The sequence below is a fragment of the Pseudomonas sp. GL_090 genome (assembly GCF_057837765.1).
The window spans coordinates 177,617-197,967 of the sequence record NZ_CM174452.1; the positions used below are offsets into that span (position 1 = coordinate 177,617).

The 20,351-nt window shown below is 60.3% G+C and carries 21 protein-coding genes and 1 tRNA gene; 13 read left to right on the plus strand and 9 right to left on the minus strand.

All coding sequences use genetic code 11. From position 1 onward, the window contains the following. Positions 1 to 127: 127 nt before the first annotated feature. Entirely contained in the window at positions 128 to 373 is a 246-nt protein-coding gene (locus AC3ITA_RS00745; protein WP_150673736.1) for a DUF2789 domain-containing protein, read from the plus strand. A gap of 4 nt (positions 374 to 377) precedes the next feature. Here AC3ITA_RS00745 and AC3ITA_RS00750 read toward each other — a convergent pair whose 3' ends face one another. Both AC3ITA_RS00750 and AC3ITA_RS00755 read right to left on the minus strand, forming a co-directional pair. After that, positions 378 to 659 (minus strand): type II toxin-antitoxin system RelE/ParE family toxin, encoded by a 282-nt coding sequence (locus AC3ITA_RS00750; RefSeq protein WP_095945026.1) that lies wholly within the window; start codon positions 657 to 659, stop codon positions 378 to 380. Then, a complete protein-coding gene (locus tag AC3ITA_RS00755; RefSeq protein WP_095945025.1) occupies positions 656 to 934 on the minus strand; it encodes an antitoxin of toxin-antitoxin stability system in 279 nt (92 codons plus the stop codon). The genes AC3ITA_RS00750 and AC3ITA_RS00755 overlap by 4 nt, the downstream gene beginning before the upstream one ends. A 199-nt stretch (positions 935 to 1,133) precedes the next feature. On the opposite strand from AC3ITA_RS00755, the gene AC3ITA_RS00760 reads away from it, so the two are divergent. The 7 genes from AC3ITA_RS00760 (at position 1,134) to AC3ITA_RS00790 (ending at position 8,683) form a co-directional block, all read left to right on the plus strand. Further along, on the plus strand, positions 1,134 to 1,562 hold the full coding sequence (locus tag AC3ITA_RS00760) for a MarR family winged helix-turn-helix transcriptional regulator (RefSeq protein WP_489279143.1): 429 nt from the start codon (positions 1,134 to 1,136) through the stop codon (positions 1,560 to 1,562). Next, positions 1,559 to 3,631, plus strand: coding sequence for an FUSC family protein (locus AC3ITA_RS00765; protein ID WP_095945023.1), 2,073 nt, complete (start codon positions 1,559 to 1,561; stop codon positions 3,629 to 3,631). Before AC3ITA_RS00760 ends, AC3ITA_RS00765 begins: the two co-directional genes overlap by 4 nt. Beyond that, positions 3,628 to 3,837, plus strand: coding sequence for a DUF1656 domain-containing protein (locus AC3ITA_RS00770; protein ID WP_007987399.1), 210 nt, complete (start codon positions 3,628 to 3,630; stop codon positions 3,835 to 3,837). The genes AC3ITA_RS00765 and AC3ITA_RS00770 overlap by 4 nt, the downstream gene beginning before the upstream one ends. Next, positions 3,834 to 4,721, plus strand: a complete 888-nt coding sequence (locus tag AC3ITA_RS00775) for an efflux RND transporter periplasmic adaptor subunit (protein WP_095945022.1) — start codon at positions 3,834 to 3,836, stop codon at positions 4,719 to 4,721. Before AC3ITA_RS00770 ends, AC3ITA_RS00775 begins: the two co-directional genes overlap by 4 nt. Next, entirely contained in the window at positions 4,718 to 6,166 is a 1,449-nt protein-coding gene (locus AC3ITA_RS00780; RefSeq protein WP_095945021.1) for an efflux transporter outer membrane subunit, read from the plus strand. The genes AC3ITA_RS00775 and AC3ITA_RS00780 overlap by 4 nt, the downstream gene beginning before the upstream one ends. A gap of 93 nt (positions 6,167 to 6,259) precedes the next feature. Beyond that, positions 6,260 to 6,895 carry an NADH:ubiquinone oxidoreductase subunit N gene (locus AC3ITA_RS00785; protein ID WP_095945020.1) on the plus strand — a complete coding sequence of 212 codons (636 nt, stop codon included), beginning with the start codon at positions 6,260 to 6,262 and terminating at the stop codon, positions 6,893 to 6,895. Between the two features lie 282 nt (positions 6,896 to 7,177). After that, a complete protein-coding gene (locus tag AC3ITA_RS00790) occupies positions 7,178 to 8,683 on the plus strand; it encodes a YdgA family protein (protein WP_489279144.1) in 1,506 nt (501 codons plus the stop codon). A 66-nt stretch (positions 8,684 to 8,749) separates the two neighbouring features. Here AC3ITA_RS00790 and AC3ITA_RS00795 read toward each other — a convergent pair whose 3' ends face one another. Next, on the minus strand, positions 8,750 to 10,279 hold the full coding sequence (locus tag AC3ITA_RS00795) for an FAD-dependent oxidoreductase (RefSeq protein ID WP_095945018.1): 1,530 nt from the start codon (positions 10,277 to 10,279) through the stop codon (positions 8,750 to 8,752). A 139-nt stretch (positions 10,280 to 10,418) separates the two neighbouring features. On the opposite strand from AC3ITA_RS00795, the gene AC3ITA_RS00800 reads away from it, so the two are divergent. Further along, positions 10,419 to 10,979 carry a YbhB/YbcL family Raf kinase inhibitor-like protein gene (locus AC3ITA_RS00800; RefSeq protein WP_414928036.1) on the plus strand — a complete coding sequence of 187 codons (561 nt, stop codon included), beginning with the start codon at positions 10,419 to 10,421 and terminating at the stop codon, positions 10,977 to 10,979. Positions 10,980 to 11,021: 42 nt separating this feature from the next. Further along, the gene (locus AC3ITA_RS00805) at positions 11,022 to 11,291 is read left to right on the plus strand and encodes a hypothetical protein (RefSeq protein WP_223530029.1); all 270 of its coding nucleotides are present in this window, start codon (positions 11,022 to 11,024) and stop codon (positions 11,289 to 11,291) included. A 78-nt stretch (positions 11,292 to 11,369) separates the two neighbouring features. On the opposite strand, the gene AC3ITA_RS00810 is transcribed toward AC3ITA_RS00805, so the two are convergent. The 4 genes from AC3ITA_RS00810 to AC3ITA_RS00825 all read right to left on the minus strand — a co-directional run bounded on the left by AC3ITA_RS00810 (position 11,370) and on the right by AC3ITA_RS00825 (position 13,139). Further along, on the minus strand, positions 11,370 to 11,699 hold the full coding sequence (locus tag AC3ITA_RS00810) for a hypothetical protein (protein ID WP_095945016.1): 330 nt from the start codon (positions 11,697 to 11,699) through the stop codon (positions 11,370 to 11,372). A 61-nt stretch (positions 11,700 to 11,760) separates the two neighbouring features. Next, positions 11,761 to 12,291 (minus strand): DUF5384 family protein, encoded by a 531-nt coding sequence (locus tag AC3ITA_RS00815; protein ID WP_095945015.1) that lies wholly within the window; start codon positions 12,289 to 12,291, stop codon positions 11,761 to 11,763. Between the two features lie 10 nt (positions 12,292 to 12,301). Further along, positions 12,302 to 12,811 (minus strand): hypothetical protein, encoded by a 510-nt coding sequence (locus tag AC3ITA_RS00820; protein ID WP_095945014.1) that lies wholly within the window; start codon positions 12,809 to 12,811, stop codon positions 12,302 to 12,304. Positions 12,812 to 13,062: 251 nt separating this feature from the next. Continuing rightward, a tRNA-Arg gene (locus AC3ITA_RS00825) sits at positions 13,063 to 13,139 on the minus strand. Positions 13,140 to 13,488: 349 nt separating this feature from the next. On the opposite strand from AC3ITA_RS00825, the gene gabD reads away from it, so the two are divergent. From gabD to AC3ITA_RS00840, 3 genes are all read left to right on the plus strand, one after another. Next, positions 13,489 to 14,931, plus strand: a complete 1,443-nt coding sequence (gabD, locus tag AC3ITA_RS00830; protein ID WP_489279147.1) for an NADP-dependent succinate-semialdehyde dehydrogenase — start codon at positions 13,489 to 13,491, stop codon at positions 14,929 to 14,931. 184 nt (positions 14,932 to 15,115) lie between these two features. After that, complete coding sequence (gabT, locus tag AC3ITA_RS00835) at positions 15,116 to 16,393, plus strand: 4-aminobutyrate--2-oxoglutarate transaminase (protein WP_007994487.1); 1,278 nt, start codon at positions 15,116 to 15,118, stop codon at positions 16,391 to 16,393. A 135-nt stretch (positions 16,394 to 16,528) separates the two neighbouring features. Then, a complete protein-coding gene (locus AC3ITA_RS00840; protein ID WP_095945011.1) occupies positions 16,529 to 17,740 on the plus strand; it encodes a response regulator in 1,212 nt (403 codons plus the stop codon). A gap of 125 nt (positions 17,741 to 17,865) precedes the next feature. Here the strand turns inward: AC3ITA_RS00840 and AC3ITA_RS00845 are convergent, their stop codons facing one another. Both AC3ITA_RS00845 and desA read right to left on the minus strand, forming a co-directional pair. Then, positions 17,866 to 18,855, minus strand: coding sequence for a GGDEF domain-containing protein (locus AC3ITA_RS00845; RefSeq protein WP_150673729.1), 990 nt, complete (start codon positions 18,853 to 18,855; stop codon positions 17,866 to 17,868). Positions 18,856 to 19,140: 285 nt separating this feature from the next. Continuing rightward, positions 19,141 to 20,325 carry a delta-9 fatty acid desaturase DesA gene (desA, locus tag AC3ITA_RS00850; RefSeq protein ID WP_095945009.1) on the minus strand — a complete coding sequence of 395 codons (1,185 nt, stop codon included), beginning with the start codon at positions 20,323 to 20,325 and terminating at the stop codon, positions 19,141 to 19,143. Between the last annotated feature and the right edge of the window lie 26 nt (positions 20,326 to 20,351).

Here is a 20,351-nt window from a genome sequence, read left to right on the forward strand (position 1 = left end):
TTTTTCGTCAGTGCTGACGTCATCGCGAGCAGGCTCGCTCCCACAGGGAGAACGCATTTTCCTGTGGGAGCGAGCCTGCTCGCGATGACCGCGCAGCGGTCCCTAAATTGGTCATCAGGAGTTCGTCATGGAAAGCCCAACCCACAACCTACCATCCCTGTTCAAGCAACTCGGCCTGCCGGACGATGCCGAAAGCATCGATAAATTCATCGCCACCCATTCACCGCTCAAACCGGAGCTGCATCTTGCGGATGCATTTTTCTGGAACCCGAGCCAGGCGGAGCTTCTGCGTGAGGAGATACTCGATGACGCGGATTGGGCGGAGGTGGTGGATCAACTGGATGTGCTACTGAGGAAGGGGCGGGGGGTGTGAGTCGTCATCGTCCGGGCGGCCACTGTCGGGATGTATGGACCAGGGCGAGTATCCAGATGGCGTCCAGTCCCTGTTCATAAACAATGCGGTAACTCTGATGTGGAATCAGCTCGCGAGTGCCTGAAATGATCCCGGCTGGGCCGCTTTCCGGGTATTGGGCAAGCCGGGATAGCGCATCGCTGAACCGGTTGTCCATGTCGATGGCTGCCTTCGGGTTAACGGCATGCAGGTAATCCCAAATGTCTGCACGGTCCTGTGCTGCTTCTTTCGTCCATATTATTTTCATTCCTGTAGCTCGGCCCGCCTGCGCCTGGCAGCGAACTCTGCCTCGATTTCATCATTTGTCAGCCCGTCGCCGGCGCGCATCGAAGCGCGTGCGGTGTCGACCTTGCGCTGCAGGAATGCTTCGTACTCGCGAGACTCCCGTTGGGTTTGAACAAACTGACGCATCATTTCCCGGACGATCTGCGAGGCGGGGCGATGAGCGGCTTCTGCCTCGGCCATGAACTGTTCACGCAATTCAGACTCAAGTTTCATTGTAAAAACGGCTTGTTTCGACATGGCTGTCTTCTCGATTGTCGTACTGACAAAGTATATACATCTTCAGTATGGAGTCTGGTTCATCCCCTATGGCTTCGCGACGGATGGAAGCCAATATGTTTCAAAACTTGACGGAAAATCCTCTCCAATGCAATATTGATAGTTAGCAAACTAACAGTGTGTATTTCCCCTCGTGCCGAATAACCTCGACGTTCTCCAGATGAACATCAGCAGTGCCATGGTGGTGGCCGCCAGGCATTGGCGCAAAATCTGCCAGACCACGCTGGCCAACTATGGAATCTCCGAAGCCTGCGCCGTTCCGCTGTTGATGATCGGGCGTCTGGGCGAAGGGGTGCGTCAGGTGACGGTGGCCCAGGCAGCAGGGATGGAGAGCCCGTCACTGGTGCGCCTGCTCGACCAGCTGTGCCATGGTGGCTACGTCTGCCGCACCGAAGATGCACAGGACCGCCGCGCCAAATGCCTGAGCCTGACCGAAACCGGTCGGGAGCTGGTGCAGGCGGTCGAAGTGGAGCTGGTGCGCTTGCGCCACGAAGTCCTTGAAGGCATTGCCCCGAGTGACCTGGAAGCTACGCTGCGGGTATTGAGAGCATTTGAAGCGGCCACGCCGCCATCGGTGGCCAAATCTTGAACGGATTTTTCTCGGGCATGCCCCCGGCGCGGGACTGGTTCTATGGAGTCCGCACCTTCGCCGCTTCAATGATCGCGCTGTACATCGCCCTGCTCATGCAAATGCCGCGTCCGTACTGGGCGATGGCCACGGTGTACATCGTTTCCAGTCCGTTTCTCGGCCCGACCAGTTCCAAGGCGCTGTACCGGGCGGTCGGCACCTTTATCGGCGCTGCGGCGGCGGTGCTGTTCGTGCCGATGTTCGTGCAAAGTCCTTACGTACTGGTGGTGGTGATTGCGCTGTGGACCGGGACGCTGCTGTTTCTGTCCCTGCATTTGCGCACTGCGAACAACTACGCCTTGATGCTCGCCGGCTACACCTTGCCGTTGATTGCCCTGCCGGTGGTGAACAACCCGCTGGGGGTGTGGGACGTGGCTGAAGCGCGGACCGAAGAAATCTTTCTCGGCATCGCCGTGGCGGCGGTGGTCGGTGCGATGTTCTGGCCCCGGCGTTTGGCGCCGGTGTTCAATGATTCGGTGAACAAATGGTTTACCGATGCATCGACCTACAGCCTGCGCTTCCTCAGCCGCAACGTGCAGCCTGAAGAGGTCAGCGCGTTGCGGGCTTCCATGGTCGCCACGTTCAACTCCCTGGAGTTGATGATCGGCCAGTTGCCCCACGAAGGCTCGCGTCCGCAGACAGTACGCAATACCAAGGAATTGCGCGGACGGATGATTCACCTGCTGCCAGTGATCGATGCCCTCGACGACGCGCTTTATGCCCTGGAACGGCGTACTCCTGAGCTTGTGGACAAATTCGCGCCGTTGCTGGTCGCCACCACCGAATGGCTCGAGCACAAGGATGCCGATCTCGACCGCTGGCAAGCCCTGAAGGATCAACTTGAGGCCCTGCAACCGGCTCCCGAAGCGCTGGATGACCGCAAGCAACTGCTGTTCTCCAACGCCATTTATCGTCTCGGCGAGTGGATCGATTTGTGGCAGGACTGCCGCAGCCTGCAATATGCCATCCAGTGTGAAAGCCAGGACAGCTGGCGCGCGGTGTATCGGCACTGGCGGCTGGGGCGACTGTCTCCATTCCTGGATCGCGGCCTGATGTTTTATTCCGCGGCCTCTACCGTCACCGCGATTATCGTCGCTTCGGTGCTGTGGATTCTGCTCGGCTGGACCGATGGTGGCAGCGCCGTGATTCTGGCGGCGGTAGCGTGCAGTTTCTTTGCCTCGATGGACGACCCGGCACCGCAGATTTACCGGTTCTTTTTCTGGACAGCGATGTCGGTGGTGTTCGCCAGCCTTTATCTGTTTCTGGTGCTGCCCAACCTGCATGACTTTCCGATGCTGGTGCTGGCGTTTGCCGTGCCGTTCATTTGCATCGGCACCCTGACGGTCAAGCCGCAGTTCTACCTGGGCATGCTGCTGACCCTGGTTAACACTTCGTCGTTCATCAGTATTCAGGGCGCTTACGACGCAGACTTCCTCAGTTTCGCCAACTCCAACCTGGCCGGTCCCATGGGGCTGCTGTTCGCGTTCATCTGGACGCTGATCGCCCGGCCGTTCGGTGCCGAACTGGCGGCCAAGCGCCTGACCCGTTTCAGCTGGCGTGACATCGTCAGCCTCTCCGAGCCGGCGACGTTGTCCGAGCATCGGCTTCTGGGTATACGGATGCTCGATCGGTTGATGCAGCATCTGCCGCGCCTGGCCATGACCGGTCAGGACTCCGGCGTGGCGCTGCGGGAAGTGCGGGTGGCGCTGAATCTGTTGGACCTGCTCGCCTATACGCCCCGGGTCCTTGGTGTGCCGCAGGCGCTGCTGCGTCAGGTGGTGGCCGAGGTTGGCGAGTACTTCAAGGCCTGTCTCAAGGCCGGTGAACGCTTGCAGGCACCGAGCCCGTTGCTGATGACCCTCGACCGCACGCGTCGCGCCCTCAGCGGTGCCGGCGATGATGAAACCCGTCGGCATCTGCTGCACGCCCTGAGCGGCCTGCGCCTGGCACTCTTGCCCGGCGTCGAATTCGTCGGTGCCGCCGAGCCCGAAGAACCGCTTCCCCATGGCATTGATGGAGCGCCTTTATGATCGGTGACCTGGATCTGAGCGGGGTGTTCCTGCCCACGCTGCTGGTGCTGATGGGCATTACGTATGTGTTGTACCTGTTGGTGCACGGGGTGCTGACGCGCCTGCACTTTTACCGTCTGGTCTGGCACCGGGCATTGTTCAACGTGGCCCTCTACGCCTTGCTGCTTGGCGCCGTGGACTCACTCAGTCGATACCTGATGACATGAAAAAACCGTTTCTAACCCTGGGTCGCGTGGTGTTGACCCTGCTGATCGTGACCTTCGCCGTTGTCGTGGTCTGGCGCATGGTGATGTATTACATGTTCGCGCCCTGGACCCGCGATGGGCACATCCGTGCCGACATTGTGCAAATCGCGCCGGATGTCTCAGGGCTGATCCAGCAAGTGGAGGTGCGCGACAACCAGCTGGTCAAGCGCGGCCAGGTGCTGTTCAGCATCGATCCGGACCGCTTCAGGCTGGCCCTGCGCCAGGCGAAAGCGGCAGTCGCCGACCGCGAAGAAACCCTGGCCCAGGCCCAGCGTGAGGCCAAGCGGAACAAGGGGCTCGGCAATCTGGTGCCGGGTGAACAATTGGAAGAAAGCCAGTCGAAAGTCGCCCGCGCCCAAGTGGCCTTGATGGAAGCCCAAGTGGCGGTGGACAGCGCGCAGCTCAATCTCGACCGCTCGGTGATCCGCAGCCCGGTGGACGGCTACGTCAACGACCGCGCGCCACGGGCCCAGGAGTTCGTCAGCGCCGGGCGTCCGGTGTTGTCGGTGGTCGACAGCAACTCGTTCCATATCGATGGCTATTTCGAAGAAACCAAACTGAACGGCATCCATATCGGCCAAAGCGTCGACATCCGGGTGATTGGCGACAATGCGCGCCTGCGCGGGCATGTGGAGAGCATCGTCGCCGGTATCGAAGACCGCGACCGCACCAGCGGCAACAACCTGCTGCCCAACGTCAACCCGGCCTTCAGCTGGGTGCGGCTGGCCCAGCGGATTCCGGTACGGATCGCCTTCGATGATGTGCCGGAAGATTTCCGCATGATCGCCGGGCGCACCGCCACGGTATCGATCATCGACGATCAGAAGCGGGAGCCGGCGCAATGAGCAAGGCCTCGGGTTTGGCGGTCGCCGGGTTAGGCTTGCTGCTGTCGGCGTGTCAGATGGTCGGGCCGGATTATCATTTGCCTGAAGAAGCGGCTGTCCATCGTCCAGACTTCCAGGGCGATCTGGCGGTCGACGGCAAAACGGTGGTGTCCGCGCCGGTGCCAGCCGATTGGTGGCGCCTATATAAGGACCCGCGACTCGACCAGTTGGTGCAGCAGGCCATGGCTTCCAACACCGATTTGCGCGTGGCGGCGGCCAGTTTGTCGCGGTCTCGTGCTCAGGTCGATGAGGCGCAAGCGGCGGGTGGCTGGAGCGGCGGCGTGCAGATGGGCGCCCAGCGCTTGCAGGAGTCCGGCCAGGCCTTCCTGCTGCCGGAAAAAGTGCCGGTGGCCAACATCGGCGATATCGGCATCAGCGCGTCGTACCAGTTCGACCTGTTCGGCACCTTGCAACGCGGCATCGAAGCGGCCAAGGCCAATGCCGATGCGACGCAGGCCGCCGCCGATACTGCACGCATCACCGTGGTGGCCGACGTGGTTCGCGCTTACACCCAGGTGTGCGCGGCCAATGAAGAGCGGGAAATCGCCCAGCATTCACTCGACCTGCAAGCCCAGAGCACCACGCTGATCCAGCGTCTGCGTGATGCGGGGCGTGGCGACGAAACCCAGGTCACCCGCTCGCAGACCCAATTCAAATCCCTGCGCGCCGACATGCCGCGCTATGAAGCCGCTCGTCAGGCCGGGCTGTATCGCTTGTCGATGTTGCTGGCCAAGCCGGTGGACCAACTGCCGGCCGGCACCGCCACCTGCGACGAGCTGCCAAAAATCGTGCAATTGATCCCGGTGGGCGATGGCGCCGCGTTGCTCAAGCGTCGTCCCGATGTACGGCAGGCCGAGCGTCGGCTGGCGGCCGCGACGGCCGGCATTGGTGTCGCCACGGGTGAGCTGTACCCGAACATCAGCATCGGCGCGACCATCGGTACAGTCGGTATCCTGGATGATCTGGGCGATCCGTCTACCAACCGCTGGGGCTTCGGTCCGTCGCTGACCTGGAACGTGCCGACCAACGGCGCCCGGGCGCGCATCCGCGAAGCCGAAGCGGTGACCCAGGCGACCCTGGCGCATTTCGATGGGGTGGTGCTCAACGCCATTCGCGAGACCCAGACCGGCCTGGCCCAGTACACGGCATTGCTGCAGCGCCGCGACGCACTGGCGGACGCCGAACAATCGGCAAAACTGGCGGCCGACCAGACCCACCGCTTCTTCCAGGCCGGCCGCGCCTCGTTCCTGGCGGACCTGCAGGCCACCCGTACCTACATCGACGTCACGGCGCAACTGGCGGCCGCGAACACCCAGGTTGCCGCCAGTCAGATCGATTTATTCCTCGCCTTGGGCGGCGGATGGGAAAGCGGACGAACGCAAGCGTCGAACTCCGGCAAACCCTGAGGCCGTTGCTATGCTTTGAAGTGTTGGAGGGACGCCCCGTGCGAAGCGTCCTTTCTTCGCACAAGGCTCGCGCAGGTCAGGGGGAAACCAATAATGAAAAACCCTTATGCTCTCGGCTTCTGGTGCGCCATCGTGGCATTGGTGCTGCTGTCGGCCGCCTATTTCTACGGCATCATGCTGGCCCACCAGATCGACAAGGCTCTGGTGTTCCTCGACAGTGCCGTCGCGCTGATTGCGGTGATGTCCATTGCGGTAGTGGCCTGGGCCTCGGTCCAGAACCAACGCATCAAGAAAAGACAACTTGAACAAGGCAAGACCCTGGTCCTGATCTGGGATACCAAGGTGGCGTTGCGTCGTGTCGAAACGGTGTTCGACCGCTATTTCTGGGGCAGTTACTGGCAACCGGGGCGCACCTTTCAGGAAGTCATGGGCGAATTGACCGGCACGCCGCTGGAAAAAAGCCTCGAAAATCTGAAAAAACAATGCCTGGCCCTGGATCGGCAGGTGGCTGATGACGGTCGGCACTGGCTCAGTAATGCCCGGGAACTGGCCGATGTCGCCACGGCCATGGCCCGCGAGCGCTATCAGCTGGACGTCTGCGACCCGCGTGCGGAGGTGACGGGCGGTGCGGTGATCAACCGCGACTTCGAAGTGCTGGTGTACACCTGGACTGCGCGGCTCAAAAGCTTCGATCATCAATTGGATGAGATAGAGGTCCAATACTCTTGAGTTGATATGGGCTGTTCGATCGCCATCGCGAGCAGGCTCGCTCCTACATTGGAATGCATTCCCCTGTAGGAGCGAGCCTGCTCGCGATGGCAATTGCATTGACTGCGAATAACTCCAGCCTCGCGAACACCCTCCAAGACACTCTTTCACCTTTAATCATTGGGCCGTTCGTCGCGCCCGGTGCTAATCTGCTATTCACTTTCAACGCAGTCGAGCCGCAACCCGTCATGGGTTCAGGGAAGACGACCTCACTTTCAACAACGGACATTGAACGGGTCATACATGAATAAATCAGCAGGCGTGCTACTCGCAATTGTTGTTGCAATCGGTGCCATCAGCGCAGGTGGAGCCTGGTTCACCGGCACCAAAATCGAAGGTGTGCTGAACACCTCGATTGCCGATGCCAACAAGGAATTGCAGGCGGCGATGGTCGGTTCCAACGGCACCGCGTCGCTGGAACTGGTGTCGCTGGACCGTCATGTATTCAGCAGCACCGCGCACTATCGCCTGAAGGGCGAAGGCGAAATGTTCGGCGAAGCGCCGGTCGAGTTGCTGTTTGTCGATCACATCGAACACGGCCCGTTGCCGTTCTCGCGCCTGATGTCGCTCAAGTGGCTGCCGGTCCTGGCGACCAGTCACTACGAGCTGGAAAAGACCCCGTTCACCGAAAAGTGGTTTGCCGCCGCCAAGGACAAGTCCCCGCTGACCGGCGTGGTCAATATCGGCTATGACAACGCTACCAATGGCACCTTCGAGTTGCAGCCGTTGGAAATGGCCCTGGATGACAAGTCGAGCATGAAGTTCTCCGGCTTGAGCATGGACGTCGACGCCAGCGCCAAGGCGCAAAAGGTCAAGGCCAACGGCTACATGGACAGCCTGAAGGTGACCACCGTTTCCGAAGACCTGGCGCCGGTGCAGGTTGAGTTGAACGGCCTGACCCTGGCCAGCAACCTGACAAAAAGTACCTACGGTTTCTACACCGGCGAGAACGTCGTTGAACTGGCCAGCGGCAAATCGACCTTCGGCGTCAAGCAGTCGGTGCTGGACTTCAAGAAGTTCGAAATGAAGAACCTGACCGAAGAAAAGGGCAGCAACGTCTCCGGGCGTGCCGATTACAAGGTCGGCGACGTGTCCCTCAACGGCAAGACCATTGGCTCCGGTGCGCTGGCCATGAGCCTGAAGAACCTCGACATTCCGGCCACCCTGTCGTTGATGCAGGTTTACCAGAGCAAGCTGCAGCCGTATGAAAGGGCGGCGGCCGAAGCGGCGGCGGCCGGCCTGCCGGCGCCGGAGCTGAAACTGACCGAAGCCGAAGAAGCGCTGCTCAAGTCCAGCCTGGAAAAACTGCTGGCGGCCGGACCACAAGTGGCCCTGGAAAACCTGTCGTTCAACACCGCCAACGGTGAGAGCCGCGCCAATATGGTGCTGGACCTGACCAAGCCGCAAGCCATCGATCTGCCGACTGATCAACTGGTCAGGCAGCTGATCGCTCTGCTGGACTTCAAACTGCAAGTGTCCAAAGCCATGCTGGTCGATGTGCTCACCGTGCAATCGCAAATCGACGGTCAGACCGACGCCAAGCTGATTGCCGACCAGGCCACCGCCACCGCGGACATGTTCGGCAGCATGGCGGTCGGCAGCCAACTGGCAAAACTGGACGGCAATAACATCGTCACCAACTTGCGTTACGCCAACAATCAGGTGGACTTCAACGGCCAGAAAATGACCGTCGAAGAGTTTGCCAGTTTTGTGATGAGCAAGTTCGCAGATGCCGGTGCCACCGAATAACGGCGACTGCTAACCCTGCAACGCCCGGCCTCTGCATCGCGCAGGGGCCGGGCGTTTTGCTGTCCTCTAGGGAACGTCACGGATCAGGCGCCATGCCTCTTCCCAGGGCAACGGTTGTTTCATTCGCTCGGCGAGCATCGCCATGGCCCGGTCCATCTCGCAGGCCACCGCCGCCGACACCACACCGTTTTTTCCGTACAGGCCTATGAACGGTGGATCGTAAGGGTCGCCCTTGAACTCGACTTCGTCCCAAGCCTCGGCGTGGCCGAGGTAGTCGTAGGTTTTACCGAAATGCCAGGTCCAGAAAAACGGCACGTCGAGGTAATGCTCGTCACCGCCCAGCATGTTGGCTGCGGCGATCCGCGCCTGCTGTTGGGCCAGTCGCCAGTGTTCGATGCGCAGGTGTTGGTGGTTCAGCGGGAACGTTGCAATATCGCCAGCCGCCCAAAGATCGTCTGTCACGCGCATTGTGCCGTCGACACGCAGCGAGTGATCCTGCTCTTGCGGCAACCCGGTAAAGGCCGCAGTGGCTGGCGTGACGCCGATGCCGACCAGCACCAGATCGGCCGCCAAGCGTTGGTCGTTGTCCAGGCGCACGGCTTCGACCTTGTTCGTCCCTTCGATCCGTACCGCATTGCCCCGGGTATGAAACACGACGCCATTGGCTTCATGCCGCGCGCGAATCGCCTTGCCGACCGTGTCACCGAACTGTTTGGCAAACGGCACTTCGTGGCGGGCCAGCACGGTCACGTGCAGGCCAAGCTGGCGCAGGGACGAGGCAGACTCCATGGCAATGAAGCTGTCGCCGATGATCACCACCCGCTGGCCGGCGCTGGCGCTGTCCAGAATCTGTTGCGCATGGGCTTTGGAACGCAGGACGAACACTTGCGGCAGATCGGCGCCGGGCAGTGTCAACGAATTGGGTACGCCGCCGGTGGCCAGCAGCGCGGCGTCGTATGTCAGTGATCGGCCGTCAGTCAGCCGCAGCGTCCGGTTTGGTGCGTCCAGGCTTGCCACTTCGCCTCGCAGGCGCTCGATCCGCTGCGCGTGGTAAAAATCCTCGTCGCGTAGCGGTGGGACTTCGTGCATCGGCATCTCTCCGGCGATCACGTATTTGCTCAGCGCGGTACGGTCGTATCCGGCATCGGCTTCGCGGTCGATCAACAGCAACCGGCCGCCGAAACCTTTCTCGCGCAAACACGCTGCCGCTGCCGTGCCTGCGGCGCCAGCGCCGACAATGATGAAGGTTCGTGGATCGTCGGCCGGTGGTGGGTGGGCACCTGGCATCGGCTGATCGCCGACCCAGATGTCGCCGTCACGGACTTCGAGGGGATAGCGCTTGAGGCTGTCCAGGGCTGGCGGTTCACACAGCCCGCCATCCTCGACTCGAAACTGCGCCTTGTGCCACGGACAGGTCAGGCGTCCATGACAAATCGCCCCGTCCGCCAGCGGGGCTCCGGCGTGCGGGCATTCGGCCTGATAAGCGCGCAATTGTTCACCAGCCCGTAACAGCAGGATCTTGCTGTCCTGGACCTGCACTTCCAGACCCCGGTCTTCGGGCACATTGGCGACACGCGCAACGCGATGCAGAGTCATGATCGCTCTCCAGACAGACGTTTCACTTATGAGTCTGGTACTTATCGCGAGGTTCAGCCAATTGCCCCTGCCACGGCGTGAACGGTCCGGCTATAGTCTGCACGCCGACGACGGCCCAACACGCACAAGGTGCTCCGGTATGCCCCGATTGACCTCAATGAACCCTTGGCTCGCGGCCTTGGCAGTCGCCCTTTGCGTGCAGTTCCCGGCACAGGCCCAGGAACGTTTCACCCTGAACATTCCCGGGGTTTCCGATGACCGTCTGTTCACGTCGGCCGCCGCCAGCGATTCCGCCGGCTGTGGCGGGCATAACATTTCCCCGGCATTGAACTGGAGCGCCGGCCCGGCAGCCACCCAAAGCTACGCCATCGTCATGCACGACCCGGACGGCCAGAAGGGCCAGGGCATCGATCAGTGGGTGCATTACGGCATCAAGGCCGGCATCCACCAGATCCCGGCCGGCGCCGGGAGCAAACCCGGCCTCGAAGGTGTCGGCGGTACCAACAGCAAAAACACCACCGGCTACATCGGCCCCTGCCCACCCGTTGGCGACAGCGCGCACCACTACATCATCCAGATCTACGCCCTGGACCTGGCCCCGGACGCCTTGCCCGTCGGCCTGACCCGTGCGCAGCTGCTGGAAAAAATCAAAGGCCATGTGCTGAAAAACAGCAGCGTGGTGCGGCGCTATCACCGCTAACCGTTTTCAGGAATAAACTGAAGTGCGCAGCGCTCGGGGAATTTGGCATCCCGACCCGAAAGCGCGCACTATCAGGCCATAGCCGATGCGTTGGAGGATGCCGTGGCAAAAAAAATCGACCGCATCGCCCAAATGCTCAACTGCCCGCAAAAGGGTGAGGAACTGCGGCGAGCGATTACCGAGAGTCGCAAGGATTTTCTGCTGAATCAGCCGGAAGAAGACGTTGTTGAAGACGACGACCTTGAAGAGGAGTTTTTCGAGGACGACGAGGACGATGATGAGTACGACGAGTTCGACTGGACGACAGAATGAAAAAAAAACCGCTTCGGCGGTTTTTTTGTGGGTCCAGGCAACAGCCCTGATGTGCAGTGTCAGCCGCACTTACCCGTGTCAGAGCCCATTGGGGAGAAACTTGGTTGCGCCGCTGACATCATCGATTTTCTTGATGCGAAAGGCTTTCAGGCAGGTTTCGTCGCGGGTGTTGGCGTCAGAGCAAAATTGCTTGATGAAATCGGCAAAGACCATGTCCTGGCCATTAACGGTGAGGACGCGCTTGTAATATTCACCATTGATGCCTTGGGCTTGACGACTGGTCGTCATCTCCTGATCCACCACCAGGCGTCCGTGCAGGTCGACAGCTGGAACCTGGGCTTTTGGATCTTCTTTGGAGCAGGCGCTCAGGAGCAGTCCTGCGGCAATCAGCGTACATAAACGCAGCATATGAATTCATCTCTGATAACGGATGCCCCGGACCGGGGTCCGGGGGCGATCGATAGGAAGATTACTCGCCGAACAAGCGGCCGGAACGGTTGACTTCAGCCTTGCCGGAGTCTTCCAGCAGAGACTTGGCACCGGAGGTCACATTGCGTGCCGAGTCGGCTTCAGACTGGATCACGTCGGTGCGTGCCGCGCTATCACGCAGCTCCGCATCGATGTAGTCGTTGGCGCGTGCGGTGCGCGCGCGCTTGGCCTGCAGTGCCAGGCGGCGCTCTTCCAGCTCCAGTGCGCGCAACTCGTCTTCGAAACCTTCTTCACGGGTTTGAACACGCTTATGTTCAACTTCTTGTGTCTTGCGCTGCTCCAGGGCCCTTTGTTGCGCCGCTTGCTGTGCCGCCGCCCGCTGCCGACGATCAGCAGCGCTGCGAGCTTCCTCACGTGCCCGGTCGGCTGCCGCCTGGCGCAGGCGTTCGGCCTCAGTGGCTGCTTCAGCCTGTTTGGTTTGCTGTTCGATTTGATACAGATTGTCGAATTGGCCTGCCAATGTCGGCATGGCGAGCAGTGCGAGGACCGAACCCAGAACGATATGTTTCATGTCCGACCCCTTAGCTTTTCTTGGGTTCTGGACAGGTCGCATTCGGCTGAATGCGTGTTTCGTTGGAGATGGTCATCACCATCAGGGAAATTTCGCCAACCTTGAACTCACAAGGGCGACCCACCTGGGCAGAAGTGTAGATCTTGCCGCTTTCCGAATAACCAATCAGCACGCCCGGTACCAGAGTGGTGTCATTGACCATCGAACCCGCCATGGCGCCTGCAGCGCCACCGGCTACACCGCCGACAATGGCCGTGTCGGTGTTTTTAGTGTTGCCCAGGGCGGCACCACCGATCAGACCCAGTACCCCGCCCGCCATCATGGCTGCTTTTTTGTTCTTTTCGTTGCTGACTTTGATCTTGCTCGGCGAGATCGTAAGGATTTTGACAGTTTTAGCTTCCTGCTGAGTGTTGACCTGACTGGCGTCGAACACATCTGCCTGATACTCCTCACCGCTGGTTTGGCAACCAGCAAGAACGGCAGCAATCGAAAGCACCAGGCAGCGTTTTAACATCATCATTTCTAATATCTCTATGAGCGTAAGAAATCCCGAAAGGGACAGTCCGTTGTGATTTGAGGCAATGTGCCATCATTTTAATCAAACTCAAGAAGATAAGGCCAAGGAAACTTTGGATTGGGATTGGATAGATCGAATACATCGAGGTAAGGCGATTCAGCAACGGCTGAACGGGGAGGTGTGAAATTCATGAAAACGACACCCACAAAAAAGCCCCAGACCCATAAGGCCTGAGGCTTTCTCGTTACAAGGTATGGTGCACCAGGCGGGATTCGAACCCACGACCCCTGCCTTCGGAGGGCAGTACTCTATCCAGCTGAGCTACTGGTGCAGCGGGCGCCATGATACGCATATGCACTGCGGGCGTCCATGCTGCTGAATCGCCTGCGTTTTTTCAAAGCTGTAACGCGCGTTTGCTACGTTGATCAGAAAAAATAGGCAAAAGCGTCGTTTTCGTTCTTTTTTTCGAACAGGCTATTGTCCTTTACCCCCTTTGATCCTAGGATTCGTTTGAGATTTCAAACGCTCTTGTCTGGGTGCTGAACCGCACGATTTGAATCAGTGCGCTTTTTATGTGCTTCAGCCCGGTGAATGATTTCCCTGACGGCAGCCTATCGAGGCGCCTTTCTACAATCATAATTTGCTCCGCATTCGTTGCGGTGCTGTTAAGGAAAGCCGACATGCAGCTTAAAGACACCCAGTTGTTCCGCCAGCAAGCCTTCATCGATGGCGCGTGGGTTGATGCGGACAATGGTCAGACGATCAAGGTCAACAACCCGGCAACGGGCGAAATTCTGGGTACCGTGCCGAAAATGGGCGCTGCCGAAACCCGCCGTGCAATCGAAGCCGCTGACAAAGCGCTGCCGGCCTGGCGTGCACTGACCGCCAAAGAACGTGCGAACAAACTGCGTCGCTGGTTCGAGCTGATCATCGAGAACCAGGACGACCTGGCTCGCCTGATGACCCTGGAACAAGGCAAGCCACTGGCCGAAGCCAAGGGCGAAATCGTTTACGCCGCTTCCTTCATCGAGTGGTTCGCCGAAGAAGCCAAGCGCATCTACGGTGACGTGATTCCGGGCCACCAGCCAGACAAGCGCCTGATCGTGATCAAGCAGCCAATCGGCGTGACCGCTGCCATCACCCCGTGGAACTTCCCGGCTGCAATGATCACCCGTAAAGCCGGCCCGGCCCTGGCCGCCGGTTGCACCATGGTGCTCAAGCCTGCTTCGCAAACCCCGTTTTCCGCCTTCGCCCTGGCCGAACTGGCCCAGCGTGCCGGCATCCCGGCTGGCGTGTTCAGCGTTGTGTCCGGCAGTGCCGGCGACATCGGCAGCGAGCTGACCAGCAACCCGATCGTACGTAAGCTGTCCTTCACCGGTTCGACCGAAATCGGTCGTCAACTGATGTCGGAATGCGCCAAGGACATCAAGAAAGTCTCCCTGGAACTGGGCGGCAACGCGCCGTTCATCGTGTTCGACGACGCGGACCTGGATAAGGCCGTCGAAGGCGCGATCATTTCCAAGTATCGCAACAACGGCCAGACCTGCGTCTGCGCCAACCGCCTGTACATTCAGGATTCGGTCTATGACGCGTTCGCCGAGAAGCTGAAAGTGGCTGTGGCCAAGCTCAAGATCGGCAACGGCCTGGAAGTCGGCACCACCACTGGCCCGCTGATCGACGAAAAAGCCGTGGCCAAGGTGCAAGAGCACATCGCTGATGCGATTTCCAAAGGCGCCACCGTGTTGTCCGGTGGCAAGCCGATGGAAGGCAACTTCTTCGAGCCGACCATCCTGACCAATGTGCCGAACAACGCTGCCGTGGCCAAGGAAGAAACCTTCGGCCCACTGGCTCCGCTGTTCCGCTTCAAAGACGAAGCCGATGTGATCGCGATGTCCAACGACACCGAGTTCGGTCTGGCCTCGTACTTCTATGCTCGTGACCTGGGCCGTGTATTCCGTGTGGCTGAAGCCCTGGAATACGGCATGGTCGGCGTCAATACCGGGTTGATCTCCAACGAAGTCGCGCCGTTCGGCGGCATCAAGGCCTCGGGCCTGGGCCGTGAAGGCTCCAAGTACGGCATCGAAGACTATCTGGAAATCAAATACCTCTGCCTGGGCATCTAAGCCCGGCACGGCATTGCTTCAAGCGCAAAGGGCACGAGAGCGCTGTCCCTTTGCGCCGCTTCAAACCGGAATTTTCTCGGTGACCGGGAACGCCGTGGCAGTCGATCATCGCATGCTGCCGCCGTTGCTCCCCGTCGCTTTATCCTTGAACCACGCCGCCCGATGAGCGGTGAATGAGGAATGTATGAGCAAGACTAACGCTTCTTTGATGGCCCGCCGTACCGCTGCTGTACCACGTGGTGTTGGCCAGATTCACCCGATCTTCGCCGACTCCGCGAAGAACGCGACCGTAACCGACGTTGAAGGTCGTGAGTTCATCGACTTCGCCGGCGGTATCGCCGTGCTGAACACCGGCCACGTGCACCCGAAAGTCATCGCCGCCGTGACCGAGCAACTGAACAAGCTGACCCACACTTGCTTCCAGGTGCTGGCCTACGAGCCGTACGTGGAAGTGTGCGAAAAAATCAACGCCAAGGTCCCAGGTGATTTCGACAAGAAAACCCTGCTGGTGACCACCGGCTCCGAAGCCGTGGAAAACTCCATCAAGATCGCCCGTGCCGCCACTGGCCGTGCCGGCGTGATCGCCTTCACCGGCGCGTACCACGGTCGCACCATGATGACCCTGGGCCTGACCGGTAAAGTCGTGCCTTACTCGGCCGGCATGGGCCTGATGCCAGGCGGCATCTTCCGCGCGCTGTACCCGAACGAACTGCACGGCGTGAGCATCGACGATTCGATCGCTTCCATCGAACGCATCTTCAAGAACGACGCCGAGCCGAAAGACATCGCCGCGATCATCATCGAGCCGGTTCAGGGCGAAGGCGGTTTCTACGTCGCGCCTAAAGAATTCATGAAGCGACTGCGTGCCCTGTGCGACCAGCACGGCATCCTGCTGATCGCTGACGAAGTACAGACTGGCGCTGGCCGTACCGGCACTTTCTTCGCCATGGAACAGATGGGCGTTGCCGCCGACCTGACCACCTTCGCCAAATCCATCGCTGGCGGCTTCCCGCTGGCCGGTGTGTGCGGCAAGGCCGAATACATGGACGCCATCGCTCCAGGCGGCCTGGGCGGCACCTACGCCGGTAGCCCGATCGCTTGCGCCGCGGCCCTGGCTGTGATGGAAGTGTTCGAAGAAGAACACCTGCTGGATCGTTGCAAGGCTGTTGGCGAGCGTCTGGTTACCGGCCTGAAGGCCATCCAGGCCAAGTACCCGGTGATCGGTGAAGTGCGTGCCCTGGGCGCGATGATCGCGGTCGAGCTGTTCGAAAACGGCGACAGCCACAAGCCGAACGCCGCAGCCGTGGCGTCCGTTGTGGCCAAGGCTCGCGACAAGGGTCTGATCCTGCTGTCCTGCGGCACCTACGGCAACGTTCTGCGCGTCCTGGTACCGCTGACCTCGCCGGACGAGCAACTGGACAAAGGCCTGGCGATCATCGAAGAGTGCTTCTCCGAGCTCTGATCCCTGGTGTGACCTGATCCACAAAAAACCCGCCTCGGCGGGTTTTTTCATGCCCCTTGAAACACATCCCGCGCATTAGCGCTGTATCGAATGGCCAGCATTGGCTAAGGTTCCTGCATTGCCAGGGAGAGCTGTATGACAACTGTCATTTTACCCGCCGTTCCAAGAGTCCTGATTGCCGAGGCCGACCCCTGGTCCCGGGATTTGCTCAAGGAAGTGTTGTTGAACGTACGCTGCGATGCGCGGCTGGATTTGTGCGCCGATGGCCAGCAAGCGCTGGAGCTATTGGCTGCCAACCCCTATGATCTGGTCATCGCCGACTGGGAGTTGCCGGGCGTCGATGGCCTGAATGTCCTGCGCAACGTCCGTCAGCGCAAACGCAATCCGCCCATGCCGTTCATTCTGATGAGCAGTCGCAACGACAGTGCCAGCGTGCGCGAGGCCTTGCCGCTGGTGCCGGCCGCGTACCTGACCAAGCCCCTGAATATGGAAAGCCTGACCCAGCGGTTACAGGGGTTGCTGCTGAACGCTGGCGAAGAAGTCTCGTGCGAAGTGCCGTCGCTGGCGCCGGGCATGACTCTGTCGGTGTTTCTGGAGCGTCGACGGGAATTGGCCGACGGCGCGCCGCTGATGACCGACGTGCAAGTAGCGGTCAAGCGCAGCCTCAATCCCAATGGCCTCGACCTGACGGTGCTGGAAGACGAAATCCGCACCGATCCGCAGGTCACGGCCGTGCTGATCGCCGCTGCCAACAGTGCGGCCCAGCACCACGGCGCCGGTGTGCAGACCCTGTCCCAGGCGCTGCATCGCCTGGGCACGGGGCAGAGCATGAATCTGATTCTCGGCCTGGCGCTCAAGCGCAGTGCCCGGCTCAGTGACCCGCAATTGGCCGACTATGCCGAGCGTAACTGGAACCTGTCATTGCACACCGCCGAATACGCGCGAACCTTGGCGCGTCTGCTTGATCTGGATCAGGAGCGTTGCTATTGCGCCGGCATGTTGCATCGCCTCGGCGATCTGGCGTTGCTGCGCTGTTTGCAGGAGTGGAAACAGGCCGGTGGCGAGCTGGACGAGCAGGAGGAAGTGGGCGAAGCGCTGGTCGAATTTGGCGCGGCCTATGGTTCGGCCCTGCGCACGCGCTGGCGCCTGCCACTGGAGTTGCGGGAGCTGATCGCGGCGGCCTACCAGCTCGGTGGCGGGGTTTACTCCCGCGAAGCGCTGGTGATGAACATGGCGGCGCAGATGGCGCGCCTGACCGAGCATGAGGGCATCGAGGAGCTGGCGAAGAGCCGGACGGCGCGGTTGCTCAAGATTGGCTTGCCGGAATTGATACGTTTGCGCAAGTAGGAGCAGCCGGTCGACGCTCGATTGCTCGCGATGGAGGTAAACGATGACGCGTAAAATCTGAATCACTCTCGTGCCTCAGGTTTTTCGCGAGCAAGCTCGCTCCCACAGGGTTTTGCGATGGCCGCTCAGGCGGTAATAATCCGGTTCTTGCCCTCACGCTTGGCCTGGTACATCGCGGCATCCGCGCGGGAAAACAGGTTCTCCACGTTTTCGTCCGCGGCGGTCAGGCTGGTCAGGCCCTGGCTGACGGTGATGCCGAACGTCTGGCCTTCATGGGTGAAACGCAATCGCTGAATCTGCTGTTGCAAGCGTTCCGCCACTTGCAGGGCCATCTGCGGCGTACAGCCGGGAAACACTGCTGCGAACTCCTCACCGCCAATGCGCCCGAACAGGTCGCCACGGCGCAACGCTGCGCGGCCGCTATCGGCGATGCGTTGCAACACGTTGTCGCCTTCCTGGTGACCATAGGTGTCGTTGATGATTTTGAAGTCATCGATGTCCAGCATCAGGAACGACAGCGGCTCGCCCCGTTGCCGGGCGTGTGCGAACTCGCGGTGGGCGCATTCGAAGAAATGCCGGCGGTTGCTGCTCTGGGTCAGCGCGTCGGTGGTGGCCAGGCGCTGCAGCTCGCGTTCCATTCGCTTCTTGTCGGTGATGTCCTCGGCGATGCCGACGATGATCACCGGTTGTCCCGGCTCGGCCTGGCGGTTGACGTAGCATTTGTCGCTGAGCCAGCGCACCTGCCCGTCGGCGGCAATGATTCGATACTCGCGGTCTTCGACAGCGCCCTTGTCCAGCACTTCGGCCAGGCTGCGTTCGGCGTAGTCCAGGTCGTCAGGGTAAATGCAGTCGCGCCATTGGTTACAGTCGGCCAGCAGCCGATCGGCCGAACGGCCAAAGATCCGTTCATAGGCGGGGCTGACGTAAAGCATCTGACGGGTTTCCCAGTCGAATGCCCATAGCACCGCGTTGACGCTCATCAGCAAGGTGTTGAGCAACTGTTCGCGTTCGCTCAGGCGTGCGACTTCGCCTTGGGCGTGCATCAGCGCAATCAGGGTCTGCGCAGCCTCGGGCCCATGTGACGGAGATGAGTCTTGCAGGTTCTTTTGGGCCATCGACACAAATCTCAAAGGGCATTCCGCGTATTAGATAGCGGCCAACACCAAGCCCGCCGGGGATAGCGAAGTGTCTTTGAGATAGGGCTTTTCGGGTGAAGTTCCCGCCTTTTGTGGCGAGGAAGCCGGCTTCCGCCGGGCGGTACTGGCGATGCGTTCTTGCGGCAAAAAAACAATGTGGGAGCGAGCCTGCTCGCGAAAAGGGGGTGCCAGTCAAATCAATATTGACTGACATGCCGCCCGGAGCCGGCTCGCTCCCACAGGTTTTGCGGCTGCGCGCTGCAATCAGACAGCAGCAGGACGCAGGGAGTAGGTCTTCAATTGACCGGCGAAGTCGCGCAGTGACTGAATCCCGCTGGCTTCGGCTTCGTGTACCCAGTCCTTGATGGCCGCCAGCATGTCGTGACCATTTGAGCTGGTCTTGACCCAGATCTGTTGCAGGGCCAGGCGTTTCTCGTAAATTACCTTCAGCGCCTGACTGTGCTCGAGCATGCTCTGGATGCGTACATGGTGCTTGTCATCCAGCAGGCTGGTCTCCCGCGAAAGCAGGCGTTTGGCCCGGTGGAACTGGTGGCGTACCGAGTGATCGACCTTTTCCAACTCTTGCTTGACCAGCGGGCCGATCACCAATTTGCGGTACTGGGCCATGATCTGGAAGCGGTTGTTGAGGATCGCCATGGCGGTGTCCATGTCCAGGTTGCCCTTGCCTTCGACGCGATGGGCAATCGGCGCAACCCGCTGGACCTTGGCCAGGCGCAGGAAGCTGAAGACTTGAATCCACGCCCAGCCCAGGTCGAATTCCCACTTTTTCACCGACAGTTTTGCCGAGTTAGGGTAGGTGTGATGGTTGTTATGCAGTTCTTCACCGCCAATGAGGATGCCCCAAGGCACCAGGTTGGTCGCCGCATCGCGGCATTCGAAGTTGCGGTAGCCGATGGCATGGCCCAGGCCATTGACCACGCCGGCGGCCCACACCGGGATCCACATCATCTGGATGGCCCAGATGGTGATGCCGATGGTGCCGAACAGCAGCAGGTCGATAACGCCCATGATTGCGATGCCCAGCAGCGGGAAGCGGCTGTAGAGATTGCGCTCGATCCAGTCTTCGGGGCAGTTCTTGCCGTAGATGCGCAGCGTCTCGGGGTTTTCCGCTTCGGCGCGGTACAGCTCGGCGCCTTTGCGCAGCACCGTGGACAAACCCTTGATGACCGGGCTGTGCGGATCATCGACGGTTTCGCATTTGGCGTGATGCTTGCGGTGGATGGCGGTCCACTCGCGGGTGTTCTGCGCCGTGGTCAGCCACAGCCAGAAACGGAAGAAATGTTTAAGGCCCCCATTGAGCTCCAGGGAGCGATGGGCCGAGTAACGATGCAGATAGACCGTGACGGCAATGATCGTGACGTGGGTCATCAGCAGGGTGACTGCTACCAGCGACCAGGGCGACAAGCCAAGAAAACCTTCGTACCACATAGGCTGTAGGGCCCTCGATAAAGAAA

Coding starts and splice junctions, on each gene's coding strand:
- AC3ITA_RS00790 (WP_489279144.1), top strand. CDS start 7,178: ATGAATAAATCAGCAGGCGTGCTACTCGCAATTGTTGTTGCAATCGGT.
- AC3ITA_RS00770 (WP_007987399.1), top strand. CDS start 3,628: ATGATCGGTGACCTGGATCTGAGCGGGGTGTTCCTGCCCACGCTGCTG.
- AC3ITA_RS00755 (WP_095945025.1), bottom strand. CDS start 934: ATGTCGAAACAAGCCGTTTTTACAATGAAACTTGAGTCTGAATTGCGT.
- gabD (WP_489279147.1), top strand. CDS start 13,489: ATGCAGCTTAAAGACACCCAGTTGTTCCGCCAGCAAGCCTTCATCGAT.
- AC3ITA_RS00810 (WP_095945016.1), bottom strand. CDS start 11,699: ATGCTGCGTTTATGTACGCTGATTGCCGCAGGACTGCTCCTGAGCGCC.
- AC3ITA_RS00840 (WP_095945011.1), top strand. CDS start 16,529: ATGACAACTGTCATTTTACCCGCCGTTCCAAGAGTCCTGATTGCCGAG.
- AC3ITA_RS00780 (WP_095945021.1), top strand. CDS start 4,718: ATGAGCAAGGCCTCGGGTTTGGCGGTCGCCGGGTTAGGCTTGCTGCTG.
- AC3ITA_RS00785 (WP_095945020.1), top strand. CDS start 6,260: ATGAAAAACCCTTATGCTCTCGGCTTCTGGTGCGCCATCGTGGCATTG.
- AC3ITA_RS00760 (WP_489279143.1), top strand. CDS start 1,134: ATGAACATCAGCAGTGCCATGGTGGTGGCCGCCAGGCATTGGCGCAAA.
- AC3ITA_RS00800 (WP_414928036.1), top strand. CDS start 10,419: ATGCCCCGATTGACCTCAATGAACCCTTGGCTCGCGGCCTTGGCAGTC.
- AC3ITA_RS00750 (WP_095945026.1), bottom strand. CDS start 659: ATGAAAATAATATGGACGAAAGAAGCAGCACAGGACCGTGCAGACATT.
- AC3ITA_RS00745 (WP_150673736.1), top strand. CDS start 128: ATGGAAAGCCCAACCCACAACCTACCATCCCTGTTCAAGCAACTCGGC.
- desA (WP_095945009.1), bottom strand. CDS start 20,325: ATGTGGTACGAAGGTTTTCTTGGCTTGTCGCCCTGGTCGCTGGTAGCA.
- AC3ITA_RS00775 (WP_095945022.1), top strand. CDS start 3,834: ATGAAAAAACCGTTTCTAACCCTGGGTCGCGTGGTGTTGACCCTGCTG.
- AC3ITA_RS00815 (WP_095945015.1), bottom strand. CDS start 12,291: ATGAAACATATCGTTCTGGGTTCGGTCCTCGCACTGCTCGCCATGCCG.
- AC3ITA_RS00820 (WP_095945014.1), bottom strand. CDS start 12,811: ATGATGATGTTAAAACGCTGCCTGGTGCTTTCGATTGCTGCCGTTCTT.
- AC3ITA_RS00845 (WP_150673729.1), bottom strand. CDS start 18,855: ATGGCCCAAAAGAACCTGCAAGACTCATCTCCGTCACATGGGCCCGAG.
- AC3ITA_RS00795 (WP_095945018.1), bottom strand. CDS start 10,279: ATGACTCTGCATCGCGTTGCGCGTGTCGCCAATGTGCCCGAAGACCGG.
- gabT (WP_007994487.1), top strand. CDS start 15,116: ATGAGCAAGACTAACGCTTCTTTGATGGCCCGCCGTACCGCTGCTGTA.